Origin of the sequence: Streptomyces sp. NPDC058457, from assembly GCF_042720695.1 — a bacterium.
Classification (GTDB): domain Bacteria; phylum Actinomycetota; class Actinomycetes; order Streptomycetales; family Streptomycetaceae; genus Streptomyces.
Window position 1 is genome coordinate 1 of sequence record NZ_JBHXLU010000045.1, and the last position, 16,710, is coordinate 16,710.

Annotated in this window: 15 protein-coding genes and 1 pseudogene; 5 read left to right on the forward strand and 11 right to left on the reverse strand. The window is 73.4% G+C overall.

The window, feature by feature from the left end:
- The first annotated feature begins 28 nt into the window (after nt 1–28).
- Nucleotides 29–1,252: a 4-hydroxybenzoate 3-monooxygenase gene (locus tag ACFWPS_RS29950; protein ID WP_383710299.1), complete on the forward strand. Its 1,224-nt coding sequence runs from the start codon at nt 29–31 to the stop codon at nt 1,250–1,252.
- Between the two features lie 7 nt (nt 1,253–1,259).
- On the opposite strand, the gene ACFWPS_RS29955 is transcribed toward ACFWPS_RS29950, so the two are convergent.
- On the reverse strand, nt 1,260–1,721 hold the full coding sequence (locus ACFWPS_RS29955; RefSeq protein WP_383710301.1) for an MFS transporter: 462 nt from the start codon (nt 1,719–1,721) through the stop codon (nt 1,260–1,262).
- A gap of 25 nt (nt 1,722–1,746) precedes the next feature.
- Nucleotides 1,747–1,861, reverse strand: a pseudogene (locus ACFWPS_RS29960) (transcriptional regulator); the annotation flags it as partial.
- A 63-nt stretch (nt 1,862–1,924) separates the two neighbouring features.
- On the opposite strand from ACFWPS_RS29960, the gene ACFWPS_RS29965 reads away from it, so the two are divergent.
- Nucleotides 1,925–3,121, forward strand: a complete 1,197-nt coding sequence (locus ACFWPS_RS29965; RefSeq protein WP_383710304.1) for a cation diffusion facilitator family transporter — start codon at nt 1,925–1,927, stop codon at nt 3,119–3,121.
- Here ACFWPS_RS29965 and ACFWPS_RS29970 read toward each other — a convergent pair.
- Both ACFWPS_RS29970 and ACFWPS_RS29975 read right to left on the reverse strand, forming a co-directional pair.
- Entirely contained in the window at nt 3,118–3,672 is a 555-nt protein-coding gene (locus ACFWPS_RS29970; protein ID WP_383710306.1) for a YbaK/EbsC family protein, read from the reverse strand. The genes ACFWPS_RS29965 and ACFWPS_RS29970 overlap by 4 nt on opposite strands.
- A gap of 31 nt (nt 3,673–3,703) precedes the next feature.
- Complete coding sequence (locus tag ACFWPS_RS29975; protein ID WP_383710308.1) at nt 3,704–4,276, reverse strand: XRE family transcriptional regulator; 573 nt, start codon at nt 4,274–4,276, stop codon at nt 3,704–3,706.
- A gap of 151 nt (nt 4,277–4,427) precedes the next feature.
- Between ACFWPS_RS29975 and ACFWPS_RS29980 the strand changes: the two genes are divergently transcribed.
- Nucleotides 4,428–5,285 carry a DMT family transporter gene (locus tag ACFWPS_RS29980; protein WP_383710311.1) on the forward strand — a complete coding sequence of 286 codons (858 nt, stop codon included), beginning with the start codon at nt 4,428–4,430 and terminating at the stop codon, nt 5,283–5,285.
- 31 nt (nt 5,286–5,316) lie between these two features.
- Here the strand turns inward: ACFWPS_RS29980 and ACFWPS_RS29985 are convergent, their stop codons facing one another.
- The gene (locus tag ACFWPS_RS29985) at nt 5,317–6,081 is read right to left on the reverse strand and encodes an acyltransferase (protein WP_383710313.1); all 765 of its coding nucleotides are present in this window, start codon (nt 6,079–6,081) and stop codon (nt 5,317–5,319) included.
- A 109-nt stretch (nt 6,082–6,190) separates the two neighbouring features.
- Here ACFWPS_RS29985 and ACFWPS_RS29990 point away from each other — a divergent pair, with 109 nt between their 5' ends.
- Nucleotides 6,191–6,718: a gamma carbonic anhydrase family protein gene (locus ACFWPS_RS29990; protein ID WP_383710490.1), complete on the forward strand. Its 528-nt coding sequence runs from the start codon at nt 6,191–6,193 to the stop codon at nt 6,716–6,718.
- 88 nt (nt 6,719–6,806) lie between these two features.
- Here ACFWPS_RS29990 and ACFWPS_RS29995 read toward each other — a convergent pair whose 3' ends face one another.
- Nucleotides 6,807–7,451 carry a DedA family protein gene (locus ACFWPS_RS29995; RefSeq protein WP_383710493.1) on the reverse strand — a complete coding sequence of 215 codons (645 nt, stop codon included), beginning with the start codon at nt 7,449–7,451 and terminating at the stop codon, nt 6,807–6,809.
- A 202-nt stretch (nt 7,452–7,653) separates the two neighbouring features.
- Here ACFWPS_RS29995 and ACFWPS_RS30000 point away from each other — a divergent pair, with 202 nt between their 5' ends.
- Nucleotides 7,654–8,634: a YbhN family protein gene (locus ACFWPS_RS30000; protein ID WP_383710315.1), complete on the forward strand. Its 981-nt coding sequence runs from the start codon at nt 7,654–7,656 to the stop codon at nt 8,632–8,634.
- A 7-nt stretch (nt 8,635–8,641) separates the two neighbouring features.
- Here the strand turns inward: ACFWPS_RS30000 and ACFWPS_RS30005 are convergent, their stop codons facing one another.
- The 5 genes from ACFWPS_RS30005 to ACFWPS_RS30025 are packed head-to-tail and all read right to left on the reverse strand — an operon-like array spanning nt 8,642 to nt 16,710.
- Nucleotides 8,642–9,697 (reverse strand): class I SAM-dependent methyltransferase, encoded by a 1,056-nt coding sequence (locus ACFWPS_RS30005; protein ID WP_383710318.1) that lies wholly within the window; start codon nt 9,695–9,697, stop codon nt 8,642–8,644.
- Nucleotides 9,681–10,871, reverse strand: coding sequence for a glycosyltransferase (locus ACFWPS_RS30010; protein WP_383710321.1), 1,191 nt, complete (start codon nt 10,869–10,871; stop codon nt 9,681–9,683). The genes ACFWPS_RS30005 and ACFWPS_RS30010 overlap by 17 nt, the downstream gene beginning before the upstream one ends.
- Nucleotides 10,868–11,683, reverse strand: coding sequence for an alpha/beta fold hydrolase (locus ACFWPS_RS30015; protein ID WP_383710324.1), 816 nt, complete (start codon nt 11,681–11,683; stop codon nt 10,868–10,870). The genes ACFWPS_RS30010 and ACFWPS_RS30015 overlap by 4 nt, the downstream gene beginning before the upstream one ends.
- Nucleotides 11,684–11,686: 3 nt before the next feature.
- Nucleotides 11,687–12,004, reverse strand: a complete 318-nt coding sequence (locus ACFWPS_RS30020; protein WP_383710326.1) for an acyl carrier protein — start codon at nt 12,002–12,004, stop codon at nt 11,687–11,689.
- A complete protein-coding gene (locus tag ACFWPS_RS30025; protein ID WP_383710329.1) occupies nt 12,001–16,710 on the reverse strand; it encodes a beta-ketoacyl synthase N-terminal-like domain-containing protein in 4,710 nt (1,569 codons plus the stop codon). Before ACFWPS_RS30025 ends, ACFWPS_RS30020 begins: the two co-directional genes overlap by 4 nt.

The window sequence follows — 16,710 nt, forward strand, 5'->3', positions numbered from 1 at the left end:
GCTGACGGGACGCCGTCATAATGCGGGGGTGACTCACCCCTCCCCCCACACCAACTCCCCTTCCGAAGAACGCCGTACGGTCGTCGTCGTGGGCGCCGGGCCCGCGGGGCTGACCGTCGGCAACATCCTGCGGGCCGCCGATGTCGACTGTGTGGTCCTGGAGACCGAGAGCAGGGAGTTCATCGAGACCCGGCCACGGGCCGGGGTCATCGAGGAATGGGCGGTGCGCGGGCTTCAACGGCGCGGCCTGGCCGACAGCCTGGTGGCCCGGGCACAGGTGCACAGCGAGTGCGAGTTCCGCTTCTCCGGCGACCGGTTCCGGTTCGACTACAGCGAACTGACGGATCATCATCACTACGTCTATCCACAGCCGTTGCTGGTGACGGACCTGGTACGGGAGTACGCCGACGTACGCGGCGGGGACATCAGGTTCGGGGTGCGGGACGTCACCCTGCACGGCCTGGAGACGGACCGGCCCGCCGTGTCGTACCTCGACCCCGCCACCGGCGAACGACACCTCCTGCACTGCGAGTTCGTGGCGGGCTGCGACGGTGCGCGCGGGGTGACCCGGGACGCGATACCGGACGGGCGGGTACGGATCGCCCGGCAGGACTACGGCATAGCGTGGCTGGCCCTGCTCGCCGAGGCGCCGCCGTCCTCGGACTGCGTGGTGTTCGGCGTCCATCCGAACGGTTTCGCCGGGCACATGGCGCGCAGCCCCGAGATCACCCGCTACTACCTGCAGTGCCCGCCGGGCGACGATCCGGAGAACTGGTCGCACGACCGGATCTGGGACGAGCTGCGCGAACGCCTCGGCGCGGCCGGGGCGCCGCCGCTCAACGAGGGGCCGCTGATCGAGAAGCGCGTGCTGGACATGCACGACTACGTGGTCGAACCGCTGGTGTACGGCCGCCTCTTCCTCGCCGGTGACGCCGGTCACCTGACCGCGCCGATCGCCGCCAAGGGCATGAACCTCGCCCTGCACGACGCCTTCCTGCTGGGCGACGCGCTCGCCGCACACGCCACGAAGGACGACGACACCGGCCTGGAGGGCTACTCCCACGCCTGTCTGCGCCGGGTCTGGGACTACCAGGAGTTCTCGCGGTTCCTGTCCGGCATCTACCACGGCACGGCCTCCGGCGATCCGTTCCTCGCGGGCACCAGCCTGGCCCGGCTGCGCAGGCTGTTCACCTCGCGCGCGGCGGCGACGGCGTTCGCCGAGCAGTACCTCGGTTCGGCCGCGGCCTTCTGAGCGCCGATCAGGCGGCCACGGCAACCGGGGTACCGGCCCGGGCCGTGAACAGCGCCGTACCGGCGAGGGCGAGCAGGGTGGCCGGCGGCGCGGGCACGTGCCCCATCGCCTCGGTGGAGAGCGGGGCGATCATGCAGCCGGTGCCGAGGCCCATGAACATCAGCGGCACGGTGAAGACCGGCGCCGAGGCCGAGCCCTGTGCGAGCAGGATCACCGTAAGCAGACCGGCGCAGAAGGACAGCAGTCCGGCCAGCAGTACCCGGCGGCCGCCGATCCGGTCGCCGAGGCGTCCGGCGAACGGGGAGACGAGGAGGGAGACCAGCGGGGAGGGCGCCCACACCGCACTGGCCGCCGTGAACACCGCGACGCCGGCCGCGAACAGCGTCCGCCGCCCCCTCATGTCACCGAGCCGGGCGGCCGTCACCAGCAGCGCGGCCAGGACGAGCGTGTCACCGCCGACGGTCCACATGACCTGGTCGAGCCCGGTGTGCAGGTCGCTCGTGGTCGCCGAGCAGGGCGAGGACCTCGGCGGCCGGCGCGAACGGGCTCCTCGCCGGGGGTGCGCGGATGCGCATGATGCGCAGGTGATAGGTGCATGCGTGCGCTCATACGCACATAATGGCGTCGTGGGCGTCGGATGTCCACGTCCCGCGCACCGGAGAGGGGAGCCGCATGAGCGACCGGCACCACCACGAACACGCGACCGCGGACGACCGCCACCCCCACGAACACACCCACACCCCCGACCGGCACGGCGAGCCCGCTCACGGCCATGCCCATGCCCATGCCGATGCCCATGTCCATGCCGATGCCCATGAACACGGCCACGGCCACGACCACCACGGCCACCCGGACTCCAAGTCCCACTCCCACCCCGCGTCCGCCGGCCTCCGCCACCGCCTCACCCACCTCCTGACGCCCCACTCCCACGAGACGGCGGACAAGCTCGACCCCGCGCTGGAGTCCTCGGCACGGGGCATGCGTGCGCTCTGGGTCTCACTGGCCGTGCTCGGCGCCACGGCGCTCGTGCAGGCGGTCGTGGTGGTCCTGTCCGGCTCCGTCGCCCTGCTCGGGGACACCGTGCACAACGCGGCGGACGCACTGACCGCCGTACCGCTGGGGATCGCCTTCGTGCTCGGGCGCCGCGCGGCGAACCGCCGCTTCACCTACGGCTACGGGCGGGCCGAGGATCTCGCGGGGATCGCGATCGTGCTGACGATCACCGCGTCGGCCGCCTTCGCCGCGTGGACGGCCGTCGACCGGCTGCTGGATCCGCGCCCGGTAACACACCTCCCGGCGGTCGCGGTGGCCGCGCTCGCCGGGTTCGCCGGGAACGAGTGGGTGGCCCGGTACCGGATCCGGGTGGGCCGGGAGATCGGCTCGGCCGCGCTGGTGGCCGACGGGCTGCACGCCCGTACCGACGGATTCACCTCACTGGCCGTGCTGCTGGGGGCCGGCGGCTCGGCCCTCGGCTGGCAACTCGCCGATCCGCTGGTGGGGTTGGCGATCACCGCGGCGATCGTGCTGGTGCTGCGGGACGCGGCGCGCGAGGTGTTCCGGCGGGTGATGGACGCCGTGGACCCGGAGTTGACGGACCGGGCCGAGCGGGCGCTGCGCGAGGTGCCGGGGGTGCGTGCGGTGGGTGAGCTGCGGCTGCGGTGGATCGGGCACCGGCTGCGCGCCGAGGTGGCCGTCGTGGTCGACGGCGAGGCGACCGTACGGCAGGCCCACGCGATCACCGTCGGGGCCGAGCACGCGCTGCTGCACGCCGTACCGAGGCTGACGGCGGCCCTGGTGCACGCCGATCCGGCGCCGGCGCCGGGCCAGGCGGACCCGCATCTGGCGCTGGCGCATCACGCCGGGTCCTAGACCCCGAGCCCCTCCAGCACCACCGCGCCCGGCAGCTCGGCGAAGGCCTTCCCGGGGACGAGGAGTTTGCCGCGCCGACGGCCGCTGCCGACCAGGACGTAGGGCAGGTCGACCACGGCCGAGTCCACCAACAGCGGCCAGTCGTGCGGGAGTCCGATCGGGGTGATGCCGCCGTACTCCATGCCGGTGGCGCCGGTCGCGGTGTCCATCGACGCGAAGGAGGCCTTGCGGGCGCCGAGTTGGCGGCGCACCACGCCGTTGACGTCCACCTTGGTCGTGGACAGCACCAGACAGGCCGCCAGGGTGGTCTCGCCGCCGCGCTTGCCCGCCACCACCACGCAGTTGGCCGACCGCTCCAGCAGGTCGTGCCCGTAGTGCTCGACGAAGACCGCGGTGTCCGCCCACCGCGGGTCGGTCTCGACGTAGACGATCCGGTCGGCGGGCACTGCGCCGGTCCAGCGGCGTACGGCGTCGGCGACCGGCGTGGTCAGCTCGTCGAGGCAGTCGGGGGCGGGGACGGCGGTGTCGAAGTCTCCGATGGGTGCGCGCATGTCCGCACGCTAACAGCCCGGTCCGGGAGGCTCAGGACACGGGCGGCACGGAGACCGTCATCACCATCACCATCGGCACGTCCCCGGTGTTGCCGTACACATGGGCCGTGTTGGCCTCGAAGGAGGCGCTGGCACCCGTCGGCACGCGGTACTCGGTCCCGTCGACGGTGAGGGTGAGTTCACCGGCGGTGACATGGACGATCTCCACCGTGCCGGTCGGGTGGGGTTCCGACGGGCTGCTCTCACCCGGCATCAGGTGCCAGTCCCACATCTCCAGCGGGCCGGGCGCCTCGGTGCCGGCGAGAAGCCGGTTGAAGCTGCCGGCCTCGGTGTGCCACAGCCGTACGGCCTTGTCGGCGGGGATGATCTGGACCTTCGGGCCCTGTTCGTAGTCGAGCAGGGTCGTGATGCTGATGCCGAGCGCGTCACCGATCTTGACGACCGTGCCGATGCTCGGGTTGGTGCGGGCCTGCTCGATCTGGATCAGCATGCCGCGGCTGACCCCGGCCCGGGCCGCGAGCACGTCCAGGGTGAAGCCGCGCACCGCCCGCCAGTGCTTGACGTTGCGGGCCAGGGACTGGGTCAGCAGGTCGAGGTCCGACACGTTCCGTCCATCGTGGAGAGCAATGTGAAGAGCATTGCGGAGGTCATTGCGGAGAGCATCGTGGTCCAATATTTTGGATGACACAGTTCACCTTGATGAACTACGGTGGGGTGCACCTGATCGTTCACCGAACTGTACTGCGAGGCGGGTCGTGACAGCATTCTTCGCCCTGACCACCAGTCTCCTGTGGGGACTGGCCGACTTCGGCGGCGGGCTGCTCACGCGACGCGCCCCGGCGCTCACGGTGGTCGTCGTGTCGCAGGGCCTGGCGGCGGCGGTCCTGGGCGTGATCGTGGTCGCCACCGGCGGCTGGGGCGAGGCCGGGCCGCGGCTGTGGTTCGCGGTCGCGGCGGGCCTGGTCGGTCCGGTCGCGCTGTTCTCCTTCTACAAGGCCCTGGCGCTCGGCCCGATGGGGGTGGTCTCCCCGCTGGCCACGCTGAGCGTCGCCGTCCCGGTCGGGGTCGGGCTGTTCCTCGGCGAACGCCCGGGGCTGCTCCAGGTCGCGGGCATCGCGGTCGCCGTCACCGGAGTCGTCCTGGCCGGCGGACCGCAACTGCGCGGCGCACCCGTCCAGCGCCGGACGATCCTGCTCACCCTGGTCGCGGCGGCCGGCTTCGGCACCGTGTTCGCACTGATCACGGAGGCGTCCACCACGGTCACCGGGCTCTTCCTGGCCCTCTTCGTGCAGCGGCTGACCAGTGTCGCGACCGGCGGCGCCGCCCTGTGGCTGTCCGTGCGGCGGGGCGCGCCCGCGCTGCCGGAGGGCGGCTTCGCCCTCTCCGCACTCCCGGCGCTGGGCTTCGTCGGTCTCGCCGACGTCGCGGCCAACGGCACGTACTCGGTCGCCGCCCAGCACGGCCCGATCACCGTCGCCGCGGTGCTCGCCTCGCTCTACCCGGTGGTCACCGCGCTCGCGGCCCGCGGCTTCCTCAGCGAACGGCTGCGCGCGATCCAGGCGGCGGGCGCCGGGCTGGCGCTGGTGGGGACACTACTGCTGGCCACCGGCTGAACCGGCGGCCGACGGCCCGGCCGGTGGCTGCTCAGCTCTCGGTCTCCAGTGCGGCGAGCCGCGCCACGTCCTCCTCGTCCAGCTCCGCGAGCGCGCGCAGCTGCTCCGGTGTGGTGCCCGCCGGGATCGGCACCGGCGGGGGTGTGCGCAGCGGCGGCTGCCAGCCGGTCTCGGGCGTCCATCGGCGTACGACCCGGGCGGGCGCGCCGGCCACCACGGCGTGGTCGGGCACCGCACCCCGGACCACCGCGCCGGCGGCCACCACCACGTTCCGGCCGATCCGCGCGCCCGGCAGGATCACCGCGCCGGTGCCGATCCAGCAGCCCGGGCCGATCTCCACGGGCTCCATGCGGGGCCACTGCCTGCCGATGGGCTCGTGCGGGTCGTCGTAGGAGTGGTTGGTGGAGGTGACGTAGACGTACGGGCCGAAGTAGCAGTCGCTGCCGATGGTGACCGTCGTGTCCGCGATGACGTGGCTGCCGCGGCCGAGGACCACCCCGTCGCCGATGCGCAGGATCGGGTCGGGGCCGAGGTCGAGGTCGGGCATCAGGCCCGCGGTGAGGGTGACCTGTTCGCCGACGATGCAGTGCGAGCCGAGGTGGATCCACGGTTCACCGAAGACCGTGCCGAGCGGGAAGGCGAGGCGGGTGGCTTCGCCGAGGGCGCCGAATCGGAAACGGCCGGGGTGGTCGGCCGTGACGGATCCCGTGCGCTGCGCCCAGGCCCAGGCCGCGTGCACTGCGCGTTGGGCGAGGTGGCGGCGCCAGGACGAGAACGTGTTCTTGGGCTTCGGCACGCAGTCACGCTACTCAGCGGGCGCCGACTTAAAGAGGGTGGGCTGCTGTGATCTTCGCCCCAAGCGGTGGCGTAGGTTTCCGGGGAATCGATGACGACGGGAGACGGTGATGACTCAGCAGGCTCTGATCGTGGGGATCGGGGGGCGCGAGCCGAAGGTCGAGGCCGACGTGTTCGTGGCGCCGACGGCCTCGGTGATCGGGGACGTGACGCTGCGGGCCGGGGCCAGTGTCTGGTACGGCGCGGTGGTGCGGGGGGACGTGGAGAAGATCGTCGTGGGGGCGCAGGCGAACGTCCAGGACAATGTGACATTGCACGCGGATCCGGGGTTTCCCGTGACCGTCGGGGAACGGGTGTCGATCGGACACAACGCGGTCGTACATGGGGCGACCGTGGAGGACGACTGCCTGATCGGGATGGGGGCGACCGTGCTGAACGGCGCCGTGATCGGGGCGGGGTCGTTGGTTGCGGCGCAGGCTCTGGTGCCGCAGGGGATGGTGGTGCCGCCGGGGTCGTTGGTGGCGGGGGTGCCGGCCAAAGTGCGGCGCGAGCTCAGCCAAGAAGAGCGGGAGGGGGTGACCCTTAACGGGACCTTCTATGCGGAGTTGGCCAAGGCGCATCGCGGGGTGCACGAGTAGGTCGTCGGGCGAGTGCGGCGGAGTGGGGGCTGATCGCGCCCACGCGGCGGAGCCGCAAATTGATACAGCCCCGCGCCCCTAAAGATATTTACTCGCCGGCGTTTACCGGTTCGGCTTCCTTCTGAGTGACCTGGACCTTCTTCGCCTTGCGGCGGACGATCAGCATCGAGGCCAGGCCGAAGAGGACCGCTGCCGCCAGGCCCACGTACGAGAACCGCTTCAGCCAGTCCTCCGCGACGATGCCGACGTAGTAGACGACCGCCGTCGTGCCGCCCGCCCAGCAGATGCCGCCGAGGAGGTTGGCGGTCAGGAACTTCCAGTAGGGCATCTGGAGGACGCCGGCCAGCGGGCCCGCGAAGATACGGAGGAGGGCGATGAAGCGGCCGACGAAGACCGCCCACATGCCCCACTTCTCGAAGGAGCGCTCGGCGGTGGCGACGTGGCCCTCGCTGAAGTGGCTCGGGAACTTCTTCCCCAGCCAGGCCAGCAGGGGGCGGCCGCCCTTGCGGCCGATTGCGTAGCCGATGGAGTCGCCGATGACCGCGCCCGCGGTCGCGCAGGCGCCGAGGACGAACGGGTTGACGCCCGAGTGCTGGGAGGAGAGCAGCGCGGCGGAGACCAGGACGATCTCGCCCGGCAGCGGGATGCCCAGGCTCTCCAGCCCGATGACCAGCGCCACCACGGCGTAGACGGCGACCGCCGGTACCGAGTCGAGCCATTCCTGGACGTGCACGGCCGGATCCTCCCCTGTCGTGTGCTCCTTCCCCAGGAAGGCTACCGGGTCGCCGGGGTACGGCAGCGCCCGTGGCACCCACCCGCCCTCCCGCCTTCGGTTTTCGGACATCCGGGTGTCATTCGGAACGGGAAGGCTCCCCGCGGTCCCGCTCGCCCACGGCTCCCCACCGTGAGCACCCCCGTGGAAGGACAACGTCCCCGTGTCCTCTCTGTCCTCGCTCCGCTCCGACGCTCCCGTGCGTCCGCTGCCGACCCCCTCGATGGCGGGCCGGCCGCTCCGGCTGGCCCTGTGCCTGTCCCCGCTGCTCATCGCCGCGGTCTGGGGGCTGACCAACCAGTCGCTGCTGTACGAGGGCGTCACCCGGCTCGCCCGCGCCGAACCGGCGTGGCTGCTGGCCGCGGGCGGTTTCACCTGCCTGACCTGGGTGGTGGCCTCCTGCATGCGGCAGGGTGCCGTGCCCGACCGGCTGCCGCCGGGGCTGCTGCTGGCCTCCCAGTTCGCCGCCGGCGCCGCCAACCACGCGCTGCCCGCCGGACTGGGCGCGCACGCCGTCACCGTCCGCTTCCTGCGCACCCGCGGCGTCCCCCTGGAGCGGGCCACCTCCTCGATCGCGCTGTACTCGGTGGCCAAGTCGGGCGCGAAGACGGTCGTGCTGATCGGGTTCCTGCTCTCCTCGTCCGCCTGGCGGCGGCTGGGCGAGCTGGTCCCGGACGGCGTGGTGCTGATCCCGGTCGCCGCGGTGCTCACTCTGGTGGGCGTGGCGACGGCCGTCGTACGACCGCTGCGGCGGCCGGTCACCGGGCTGGTGCGCACCGCGCTCACCGACGCCCGCACGGTTCACGCGCAACCCTCCCGGGTGCTGGCCCTGTGGGGCGGGGCCACGGCGATGCCGCTGGTGCAGGCGAGTGTGCTGGCCTGCACCGGGGAGGCGCTCGGGCTCGGGCTGTCGTGGGGCACCGTGATCTTCGCGTACCTGGCGGCGGGCACGGCGGGGGGCGCCGTGCCGGTGCCCGGCGGGGTCGCGGTGGACGCGGCGCTGGTGATCACGCTGGTCGCGTTCGGCTCCCCGGTCGCGGTGGCCACCGCGACCGTGATCGGCTACCGCGTCCTGACCGACTGGGTGCCGCTGCTGCCGGGCGCCCTGGTGCTGTCGGCGATGATCCGCGCGAAGGCGCTGTGAGCCGTCCTCAGTCGCGGCGGGCCACGATCCGGTAGGCGTTGGAGACGCGGAGCCGGTGCGAGCGCGGCCGTACGGCGAAGCGGTCCAGGAGGGTGCCGGCGATCAGGGCCGGGATGCCCGCGAGGAGCAGGGCGGCGCGCAGGGTCTTCTGGAGTGCGCCGGGCGGTGTCGGCAGCCAGGGGGCGTCCTCGCGCGGGGCGGTGTGGTCCAGGGCGAGCCAGACGGCGGCCAGCAGGTCGACGGGGTCGTGGGCCTCGGCGTGCTGTTCGGCGACGACCGTGAAGCCCAGGTCGGCAAGGCGTGCGCGGAGGTTGGCGACCGGGATGAAGTGCAGGTGCTGCGGCTGGAGCCAGGGCAGCCACCAGCGGCCCAGCAGCCGGGCGTAGCGGCTCTCGGGGTCGGGGACCTCGATGAGGAGGTGGCCGCCGGGGCGTACCGTCTCGTGGGCGGCGCGCAGTTCGCGGTCGGGGTCGGTGCTGTGTTCCAGGTAGTGGAACATGCTGACGACGTCGTAGCGGGCGGTGAGGTCGGAGGCCAGGTCGGGGAAGGCGCCGTGGTAGGCGCGCTCCACGCGGCCCTCGCGGGCGGCGAGTTCGACGCCGTCGGTGAAGTCGAGGCCGTCGAAGGCGGTGCCGGGCAGTACCTCGCGGGCGGCCTCGCAGAAGTGGCCGTGGCCGGTGCCGACGTCGAGCCAGTTCTTGGGGGTCGGGTCGTGCGGGACCATGGACCGGGCGCGGCCCTGGTACATCTTGGTGCGGCCGCCGAAGGTGCCGCTCATCTTCTGCTCGCCGAGGCCGTCGTAGAAGTCCCGGTAGTAGAACTCCAGGCCGGTGTCGTTCAGGCGCGGGTTCTGGAAGGTGTGGCCGCAGTCCTGGCAGCGGTCGAGGACGAAGGCGCCGGGCTTGTGCTGGAGCAGGTCGGTGGTGCGCAGCCGGGTGGTCAGCCGGTCCGAGTCGCACCAGGGGCAGGTGGTGCGCCGGGGTTCGAAGAAGCGGTCGGTGCCCTCGGCGAGGTCCTTCTGATAGGCGGAGCGCAGCGCCTCGATCTCACTCTGCTTGCTCATCGGCTCTCCTTGGGTGCGGGTCGGCTGCGAGGCGTTCGAGGTGGGTCGCGGCGGCCGGCGCACCGCCGGCCGCGCGGAACGCGGTGCGGATCCGGGCGGCTGCCGTGCGCGGACCGGGTTCGTACAGGACGGTGTCGAGGGCCTCGCCCAGCCGTGGGGCGGTGACCCGGCCGAACCTGACCCGGACGCCCGCGCCGGCGTCGACGACCTGTCCGGCGATCACCGGTTGGTCGTCGCGGATGGGGGCGACGACCAGCGGGACACCGTGCCACAGGGCCTCGCACACGGTGTTGTGCCCGGCGTGGCAGACGACCGCGTCGACCCGCTCCAGGAGCGGGAGTTGGGGCAGGGAGGGCAGGATCAGGACGTCCTTGTCATCGAACGCGGGGGGCAGGGTGGAGCCCGGGTCGGCCACCAACGCCTGTACCCGGTGGGCCCGTTCGCGTACGGCGGCCACGCACTCGGCGAGGAACCGCCCGCCCACGTCCGCGTTGGCGGTGCCCAGGGAGACGAGGACCCGCTCCCGGCCCGGGTCCAGCCAGTCCCAGGGGAAGCCGTCGGCGACCGGCCGCTCGGAGATCGACGGGCCCACGTAACGGACCGCCGGCCGGTCGGTGGCACCCGCCAGTTCGGGGGTGGTGAAGGCGAGCGTCAGCAGGGGTGAGAAGCGCGGGTCGGCGGTGCCCGCCGGGTCGCCGATGCGGTCCCGTAGTTCCGTGAGCCGGTCCCGGAGCCACTCGGCGACCTTGGGGATGCCGTCGTAGGCGCCGCCGAACTCGGCCGAGGTGGTCGCGGAGGTCGCCCACGGGAGACCGAGCCGCTCGGCCACCAGGGCGCCGGCGAAGGCCTGTTGGTCGGCGACCACCACGTCGGGGCGGAAGTCGTCGACGGCCGCCCGCACGCCGGGCGCCATGGCGTCCGCCAGCGGCACCAGGAACCACTCCCAGAGGAACTTCAGCGCCTCCGCGCCGCGCAGGTCGGCGGGCCGCTCCCCCTCGGCGGTCCCCGCGCACCGGAACACCCGCGCCTGCGGCCCCGCCAGCCGGCGCACCAGCCCGGCGTCCGCGCAGACCCAGGCCACCCGGTGCCCGCGCGCGGCGAGCTCGGCCGCGACGCCGACGGCCGGGTTGATGTGCCCGACCAGGGGCGGTACGACGAACAGGAAGCCGCTCACCGGACCCCGGCCGCCCGCGCCCCGCCGACCGAGTGGATCAGCTCCAGGATGTGTCCGCCGACCGTGCCGGCCGCCTCGACCAGCACGGAGTGCTCATGCCCCGGCAGCACCACCGCCCGGTAGTCCGCCAGCAGGGCCTCCTTCAGCGGGACCACCCCGACCAGGTCGGAGTCACCGCCGTACACCCCGAGGACCGGGCAGCGTACGGCACTGATCTGGTCCTCGCTCAGGACCCGGCTGGCCGGGATGTCCCGGCCGAGGCTGGTCTCGCGGGCGAGCCGGGCCGCGCCCTTGGCGAGGCGGGCGGTGTTGTGGCTGCGGTTGGCGGTGATCCAGGCGATCGCGTCCGGCTCGTTGTGGGCGAGTTCGGTGACGACCCGGTGCAGGATGCCGCCGATCTTCGACGCCCAGGCGGCGGTCGCCGGTTCGGACTCGATGAGGGTCAGGCTGGCCGTGCGCTCCGGGTGGCGGGCGGCGTAGCCGAAGGCGATGGTGCCGCCGTAGGAGTTGCCCACGAGGTGGACCGGGCCGGTGATCGACAGCCGATCGAGCAGGGCCTCCAGGTCGTCGATGTTGTGGTCGAGGGTGTAGCCGCCGGTGGGGCGGCCGCTGCGGCCGTGGCCGCGCAGGTCGTACATGACCACGTCGAGGCCGGAGGCCGCGAAGGCGGGGCCCACGGTGAAGTAGTAGCTGGCGAGGCTGTCGGTGAGCAGCCCGTGGACGAGGACCACGGTGGCGACCGGGATCCGGCCCTCCCCCGGGCCCATTCTCTGCACGTGCAGCCGGACGTCTCCGGTGTCGATGATCGCCATGGCTCAGCCCGCCTCCGTGGCCTTCAGGCTCCACACCACGTACTCGACGAGCCGGCCGACGGTCAGCCCGATGATCTCGTCGAACTCCATCCCGGCCAGGAACTCGGCGAAGTTGACCCGCTTCCCGTACCGCTCCTCCAGGAGCCCGGCCAGGGTGACCAGGTCGATGCTCTCCAGCTCCAGGTCGCGGTTGAAGGTGGTGCTCATGCCGATCTCGGCGTCGTCGTCGCCGTACTCCTCCAGGAGGGTGCGGAGCATCCGCGCGAGGTCGGCGAGGACCGCCTCCTCGTCGGCTCGGACTTCGGGCTCGGTGGGATTCATCGCGGGTCCTCCTCGGGGTCTGCTGCTGCCGGTCCGGTCGTCCAGGCCACGACGTAGTCGCGGTCCGGCAGTGCGGGGGGATTGCGGACCGGCGCGCAGTGCACCGGGTAGGCGCGTTCCAGCCGGCCGGAGACCAGCAGCCGGCTGCCGTCCGGGGCCGCCTCCAGGACGGTGAAGTCCCGTGGCCGGCCGTCGAATCCGGTGCCCTCCGCCTTGGCGACGGCCTCCTTGGCCGCCCAGAACCGGGTGAACCACAGGGACCGGGAGCCGTCTTCGGAAAGGGCGTGCAGCAGCCGGAGTTCGTCGGCGCCGAGCGCGGCCTGCATGGCGGCCGGGTCGCGTTCGGTGACCTCTTCGAGGTCGATGCCCGGCCCGGGTCCGGGGGTGTGCGGCCGTACGATCGCCACCGCCGCCTCGGCCCGGTGGGCGAGGGAGACGTCCAGCGCGGGCAGCGTGCGGCCCTGCACGCCGACCACGTAAGGGCGGCCCAACGCGTCGTTGCGGACCCGGAGTTCGGCCGGGAACACCGGCCCCTCGCCGTGCTCCCAGAGCCACTGCCGTACCGCGTCCTTGGCGGCGATCCGGCCCAGCAACCACTGTCTGCGGCCGCGCGGCGGGCGCGCGGCGTACTCCGAACGCTCGGCTCCGCCGAGGGAGTTGCGCATGATCAGCTCGCGGGAGGCCAGGTCCGGCCAGCGTTCGTGGAGCAGGGTCCAGCCGCCGGGCCGGGCCTCGGAGAGGGTGTTGCGCTCCGGGAAGCGCTCGACGGGGCGGGTGTGCGGGTCGTTGTCGAAGCGGCGGTCCTGCCAGCCGTCGATCCGGGCCCAGACCCGGTCGCCGACGGTCAGCTCCACGTCCGCCTCGAGCACGGTGTCGGTGAGCGAGGTGATCCGCACCAGGCAGCCGACCTCGGTGCCGGGGGCGGGATGCGGGCCGTGGAAGCGCATCTCCCGCATCTGCACCGGGAAGACGACGGTCCGCTCGGTGCGGGTGGACATGATCCAGTAGCCGAGGATCTGCCCGACGTTGTCGAGGAGTGCGCCCGGGGCGGTGGGCGTGGTGATCACGCCGCGGACGTGCCGGTCGCCGATCGCGGTGAGTTCGGTGACGCCCTGGAACGCAGGGCCGTGGAACATCCAGCGCTCGGAGTACAGCTCGGCCGCGGTGTGGTCGGGGGTGCGTTCGGGGGCCGGGGGGTGCCCGGGTGCGCCGGGGGGTGCGGAGTGGTGGCGGGCGAGTTCGATCACCGCGCGGGCGGTGGGGCCGAAGGTGACCGAGACGCGGCCGGGCCCCTCGGAGGTGACGGTGACCGGGACGTCGACGGGGGGTGTGGCGGTGAGCCAGCGGTCGAAGCGGGCTCCGTGCACGGCGACCGCCCGCAGTCCGGTGGCGTCCTCGGCCGCGTCCATCATGTGCTGGACGATCGTGGTGGCCGGCACCACCGGCCAACGGTCCTCGGTGTCGGGCCAGTCGGGGCGTTGCGGGAAGAAGCAGTGGTCGAGGAGGTGGGGCATCGCCTCGGGGGACACCTGGAGGGTGGTGGTGCGGGAGTCGGGGGGCGGCGGTGTCACGGCGGCGGGGACGGGCGGCGCGGGACGGGGTGCGGTGGGCTGAGGTGCTGTGCGCTGGGGTGTCGTGCGCTGAGATCCCGTGCGATGAGGTCCGGTGGGCGCCGGGACGCGGGGCAGGGCCCGGGCGGCGGCGGGGGCCGCGGTGCCGGACGGGGTGCGGAGCGCGGTGAGGACGGCCGCTGCCGTGTCGGCCGTCTCCCGGAGCAGCGCGTCGAGTTCGGCGGCGGCCGGGATGCGGGTGGCGAGGTCGTCCAGCGGGGACGGCCCGGCGGGTGTCCGCCGGCTGCCGAGCGCCGCGCGGAGTTCGTGCAGTTCCGGGCCGTCCAGGGACACCAGTGCGCCGCCCAGGTCGAGCCGGACGGGCTGCCGCTGCCGAGAGGGCGCGGCGGTGCCGCCCGCCGTCGGGACGGCCGGTGCGACGGAGGCACCCGCCGTCCACAACGCGGTCGCCACGCGCCGGAGTTGGGCCATCCCCGAGCGGTGCGGGGAATTGGCGGCGACGGCGAGGTGGTCGCGGTCGCCGAGGGTGTCGCCGATCAGGGAGGCCAGCTGGCCGGGGCCGGTCTGGACGAAGACCCGGTGCCCGGCGGCGTACAGGCCTTCCACCAGCTGCCGGAACCGGACCGGCTCCAGCAGGTGCCGGACGAACAGCTCGCGTACCTCCGCCTCGGCCGCCGGGAAGGGGGCCGCGGTGGTGCCGGACCAGACCGGGACCGTCGGCCGGTGCAGCCGGAAGCGCTCGGCGGCCTCCTTGATGGGGGTCAGGTACGGCTCCAGCATCGGGGTGTGGAAACCGGACCGGAACGGCAGTACCTGGCACAGCACGCCGTCGGCCCGGAAGGCCCGGACGAAGTCCGCCACCGTCCGGTCCGGGCCGCAGACCATCGACTGGTTCGGCGCGTTGTCGTGGGAGAGGACGATCCCGGCGTCCGCCCAGTCCTCGTGGAGCGCGGCGAGGACGCGGTCGGCGGAGGCGCCGACAGCGGCGAAGGCGAGGCCCGGGACGGTGACCGCGTCGGGGTCGAAGTCGGCCATGAACGCGTCGACCTGGTCACCCGAGTAGAGCCCGGCGGCCGTCATCGCCGTCCACTCGCCGACGCTGTGCCCGGCGACCGCGTCCGGCACCACGCCCATCCGGCGCAGCGCCGAGTCGAGCAGCCGCCCCACGCCGACGACACCGAACCCATGACGGCCTACGTCCCCGACCCGCACGGCGTCCGTGGCCGGGCCGGTGACGGTGGGGAGGCCGAAATGCGCGGCGATGTCGTCGACGCGGGGAGTGAACTCGCCTTCCAGGCCCGGGAAGACGAAGGCCAGCCGGCCGGTCCGCAGCAGGGCGGCGGGCCGGAACCACACGTCGTTGCGGCCCTGCCAGGCGCGGCCCCTGCCGACCGCGCGCCGGGCGAGGGCGAGCCGTTTGGCGGTGGGGTCGACGATGCCCAGCCGGGCCGGACCCGCCTGCGGATGGGTCCCCTCGGGCGCGAGACCGGCGGCGAGGACGGCGGAGTCGTCGGCGGCGAGGGCGGCGGCCAGCTGTTCGGGGGTCTCGGCGGCTAGCAGGAGGATGCGCTCGGGTTCGGCGACCTCTGCGACGCGGGGTGCGGTGACCGATGTGCCGCGGGGTTCCGCGACCTCTGCGACGCGCGGTGCGGTGACTGACGTGCCGCGGGGTGCGGTGAGCCCTGTGCCGCGGCCGACGGCGGTGGCGCGGTTGCCGGGGGCCTCCTCCAGCACCACGTGGGCGTTGATCCCGCCGAAGCCGAAGGCGTTCACGCCGGCTCTGCGGACCGGCTGTCCGGGAGCGGTCTCCCAGGGCGCGGCCCGGTCCAGGGTGCGGAAGCGGGTGGCGGCGAGCGCCGGGTTCGGGTCGTCGCAGTGCAGGGTGGGCAGCAGGGTGGCGTGATGCAGCGCGAGGGCGGCCTTGACCAGCCCCGCGACTCCGGCGGCCGGCATGGTGTGGCCGATCATCGACTTCACCGAGCCCAGCACGGCCCGCTCGTCGCTGATCCCGCTGGGTCCGAAGACCTCGGCCAACGTGGTCAGTTCGGCCGCGTCGCCGGCCGGGGTGGCGGTCCCGTGCGCCTCCAGGAGGCCGACCGAGTGCGGTGCGGCTGGGTCGAGTCCTGCGGCCCGCCAGGCCTGGCGTACGGCGTGGGTCTGGCCGCCGGGGTCGGGGTTGACGAGTCCGGCGGTACGGCCGTCGCTGGCCACGCCGGTGCCGCGGATCACGGCGTAGACGCGGTCGCCGTCGCGTTCGGCGTCGGCGAGGCGTTTGAGGACGACGACTCCGGTGCCCTCGCCGATGAGGATGCCGTCGGCGTCGCGGTGGAAGGGGCGGATGCGCTGGCTCGGGGAGAGCGCGCGCAGCTGGGAGAAGACGCTCCACAGGGTGATGTCGTGGCAGTGGTGCACTCCCCCGGCGAGCATCAGGTCGCAGCGCCCGGCGGTGAGTTCGGTGACGGCCTGGTCGACGGCGACCAGGGAGGAGGCGCAGGCCGCGTCCACGGTGTAGGCGGGGCCGCGCAGGTCGAGGCGGTTGGCGATCCGGGAGGCGGCGAGGTTGGGCACCAGGCCGATCGCGTGCTCGGGGCTGGCGGGGCCGAGCCGCTCGGTGAACGCCTCGCGTACCCGGGCCAGTTGACCGGGCGTGAGGTCGGGCACCAACTCGCCCAGGGTGCGCACGAGTTGCCCCGCGGTGCGGACCCGCTGGTCGAGCCGGACCAGGCCGGGGGTGAGATAGCCGCCCCGGCCCAGGACCACCCCGATCCGGTGCCGGTCGGGCAGCCGGTCCGCGCCGCCCGCGTCGGCGATCGCGGCGGCGGCCACGTCGAGGGCGATCAGCTGGTCGGGTTCGGTGCCGGACACGGAGCTCGGCATGATCCCGTACCGGGTGACCTCCACCTCGGCCAGTCCGTCCACGAAGCCGCCGCGCCGGCAGTAGACCTGGTCGGGGACGGCGGGCCCGGTGGCCGAGCCCGGCCGGTAGTAGTCCGCGTCCCAGCGCCCTTCGGGCACCTCGCCGATCGCGTCCACGCCGTCGCGCAGGTTTCTCCAGTAGGCGTCGAGGCCTGCGGCGCCGGGCAGCAGCACCGCCATGCCCACGATCGCGACCGGTGTCTGACGGTCGTCGGTCAT